Here is a 3,114-nt window from a genome sequence, read left to right as displayed (position 1 = left end):
AACCGCTCCGGCCGGCCCAGCCCCACCACCTTCGCCGACGCGGTGGAGGAGACCGGCGCGGCGGCGGGCGCGGCGCTGGACGGCGGGGCCTGCGCCGTGGGGCTGGAGTCCACCGTCGTGGCCCTGCTGGATGTCGCCCGCTTGCTGCGGCCGGGCGCGGTGACGCGGGCGCAGATCGAGGCGGAGATCGGCCCGCTGGCCGAAGCCGAGGCGGACGCCAAACGCTCCCCCGGCCGCCTTGCGCGCCACTACGCGCCGAACGCGCCGCTGCGGTTGAACGCGGAGGCGCCGCGCGAGGGTGAGGCCTGGCTCGGCTTCGGGCCGGGCGCGGCGGGCGGGTGGAACCTCAGCGAGAGCGGCGATCTGGCCGAGGCGGCGGCGAACCTGTTCGCATTCCTGCGCGCGGCGGACCGGACGGCGCCGGCGGGCATCGCGGTGGCGAGGGTTCCGGAGACGGGGCTCGGCGAGGCGATCAACGACCGGCTGCGGCGGGCTGCGGGGTTTGTGGGGTAGGGAAGTATATCGCCGTGTTCGACGCTTAGAAGACATTAGGAAGATCTGTTTGCTGCATTTGTTGAGCTTGCTATCCTTGCAGTGCCCCTGACGGAGTGGCCACAAGTGCGCGCGCGGTCTGCGGTCAGAGTAATCGGCTACTTCTTGGTTGCGCTGATATTCTGCGGCCTCGCACTTACCGTGCTTACAGCCCTGCGGGACAACCAGCCCTTCTATGGCCGTAACGTCTATGGCCTGCCAATCGGTACCTATTCAGTGGCCGCCATGTTTGCGATTGTCTTGATCATTGGATTGGTATGGCTGGTCCAGCGCCTTTGGCGACGTGCGCATCGGGACTGAACATCGTCGTTCCCCTAACTGCGGTGCCTAGTAGGTCTGCTGGTTGGTCTATATCGCCGCCCGCACATCCGTCAGCGCGAAGTCGTCGCCCTTGTAGAGCAGGGGGGCGTCGAGGTGTTTGGCCAGGGCGTAGGCGAAGCAGTCGCCGAGGTTGAGGCGGGCGGGGTGGCGGCCTTTGCCGTAGCGGAGGAAGGCTTGGACCGCGCCTTCGGATAGCGCCAGGTCGTGTCGAACCTGGACGTTGGCGTCCGCCAGAAATCGATCGAGGCGGGCCTGGTTGGAAATCAGCCCTCGGCCGATCAGGACCATCGCGGTCTCAACGTAGTTGGTGGGCGACAGCCAAGCGATGTCGGTGTCCGCGAGAATTGCGGCAAAGCGGCCCGCCTCAGGCTCTCCCTCTGCGATCGCCACGAGCGCGGAAGAGTCGACGACGATCAATCATCGTCCTCCGGAAAGCCGGGAACCTCATTGATCTCATCCCAGTCGGCCTTCGTCATAGGGGGCATGGGCTCCCATATGCCCGCCTCCTCGCGGAGGCCCGCGGCTGCGGCCAGAATCTCCTCAGCGGTGCGCCGCCTGGGTGGACGGGCCGCCGCAAGCTCGCGATCCATCGCCCGGTCGACCGCGCCGGTGAGCGTCTCGCCGTGCAGGCTGGCGACCTCACGAATTTTTCGTTCGGTGTCGGGGTTCTTGATCAGGACGGGCATGGCGGGCTCCTGTATATATCAGAGTATATACTGGCTAGGCGATGTCGAGAAGGGTAGGGTTGAGGGGATGCAGAGCCTCGACCACCCCAAACAAACCCCGTCATCCCGGACGCGCGCCAGCGCGATCCGGGACCCAGCAGCTGGGGCCGTGCGACTGGGTCCCGGCACTCCCCCGGCCTTCGCCGGGGTCCGACCGGGATGACGACTGTGGTGATTGATCCGGCAGTGATCGCGCGCCTCAAGGCCGTGCTCGGGCCCAGCGGCTGGTCCGAAGACCCCGAGCGGATTGCGCCGAAGCTCCTGGAGTGGCGCGACCGGTGGACGGGGCATACGCCGTTTCTGGCGCTGCCGGGGTCGACGGCCGAGGTGGCGGCGGTGGTCGGGATCTGCGCCGAGGCGGGGCAGGCGATCACCATCCAGGGGGGCAATACCGGGCTGGTCGGCGGGCAGATCCCGCTGGGCGAGGTGCTGCTCTCGACCGAGCGGATGCGGGCGATCCGCGACGTGGACGGCGACGACGACGTGATCGTGGCCGAGGCGGGCGTGACGCTGGCGGCGGTGCATGAAGCGGCGGCCGGGGCCGGGCGGCGATTTCCCATCGGGCTGGCCTCGGAAGGCTCGGCGACGGTGGGCGGGATCGTCTCGACCAACGCCGGCGGCACCCAGGTGCTGCGCCACGGCATGACGCGCTCGCTGGTGCTGGGGCTGGAGGCCGTGCTGCCGAGCGGCGAGGTGTGGAACGGCCTGACCCGGCTGCGCAAGGACAACACCGGCTATGACCTGAAGCAGTTGCTGATCGGGGCCGAGGGCACCCTGGGCGTGGTGACGGCGGCGGCGCTGAAGCTCTCGCCGATCCTGGCCTCGCGGGCGGTGGCGTTCGTGGGGCTGGCGAGCCCAGAGGCGGCGCTGAAGCTGCTGGGCCGCGCCAAGGCCGAGACCGGCGGGGCGGTGGAAGCGTTCGAGCTGATGGGCCGGCTGGGCCTGGAGTTCGTGATCCGCAACATCGCGGGGCAGCGCGATCCGCTGGCCGGGCTGCATCCCTGGTATGTGCTGGCCGAGTTCGGGTCGGGCGAGCCGGGCGCTTCGGAGGCGGCGATGGAGCGTTGGCTGGCCGCCGGGCTGGAGGCCGGGCTGATCGCCGATGCGGTGGTGGCGCAGTCGGAGACGCAGGCGGCGGCGCTTTGGGCGCTGCGCGAGAACCAGTCGCCGGGCCAGAAACCCGAGGGCGCGACCTGGAAACACGACATCGCTGTGCCGGTCAGCTGTGTGCCGGAGTTCCTGAACCGCGCCATCGCCGCCATGGAGGCGTTCGCACCGGGCGCGCGGATCGCCGCCTTCGGCCATGTGGGCGACGGCAACATCCACTTCGACGTGCTGCGGGGCGAGGGCGCGCCGGATGCGCCCCACGCCGCGCGGCGGGATGAAGGCGCGCGCATCGTGCACGATATCGTCGCCGAGCTAGGGGGCTCGATCAGCGCCGAGCACGGCCTGGGCGCGATGAAGACCGCCGAGGGCGCGCGGTATAAAAGCGAGGCGGAATTGGCCGTACAGCGGG

At 69.6% G+C, this 3,114-nt stretch carries 4 protein-coding genes; 2 read left to right on the top strand and 2 right to left on the bottom strand.

Translation table 11 applies throughout. The features are described 5' to 3' along the window. The coding region (locus ACIQ3R_RS16790) for a Sua5 family C-terminal domain-containing protein (protein ID WP_397419999.1) at positions 1–513 on the top strand (513 nt) is incomplete at its 5' end. Positions 514–900: 387 nt separating this feature from the next. On the opposite strand, the gene ACIQ3R_RS16785 is transcribed toward ACIQ3R_RS16790, so the two are convergent. Then, the gene (locus ACIQ3R_RS16785; protein WP_397419998.1) at positions 901–1,290 is read right to left on the bottom strand and encodes a type II toxin-antitoxin system VapC family toxin; all 390 of its coding nucleotides are present in this window, start codon (positions 1,288–1,290) and stop codon (positions 901–903) included. Beyond that, positions 1,287–1,559 (bottom strand): type II toxin-antitoxin system VapB family antitoxin, encoded by a 273-nt coding sequence (locus tag ACIQ3R_RS16780; RefSeq protein ID WP_397419997.1) that lies wholly within the window; start codon positions 1,557–1,559, stop codon positions 1,287–1,289. The genes ACIQ3R_RS16785 and ACIQ3R_RS16780 overlap by 4 nt, the downstream gene beginning before the upstream one ends. A 198-nt stretch (positions 1,560–1,757) precedes the next feature. Between ACIQ3R_RS16780 and ACIQ3R_RS16775 the strand changes: the two genes are divergently transcribed. Continuing rightward, positions 1,758–3,114 (top strand): FAD-binding oxidoreductase (locus tag ACIQ3R_RS16775; RefSeq protein ID WP_397419996.1); only part of this gene is annotated, 1,357 nt, incomplete at its 3' end.

The sequence above is a fragment of the Phenylobacterium sp. genome, from assembly GCF_044371015.1.
GTDB lineage: Bacteria > Pseudomonadota > Alphaproteobacteria > Caulobacterales > Caulobacteraceae > Phenylobacterium.
The sequence above is the reverse complement of the archived record's forward strand: the minus strand, read 5'-3'. Positions and strand labels throughout refer to the sequence as shown.

Bases quoted from the DNA above. Each gene is read 5' to 3' on its own strand.
- ACIQ3R_RS16780 (WP_397419997.1), bottom strand. From the start codon at position 1,559: ATGCCCGTCCTGATCAAGAACCCCGACACCGAACGAAAAATTCGTGAG.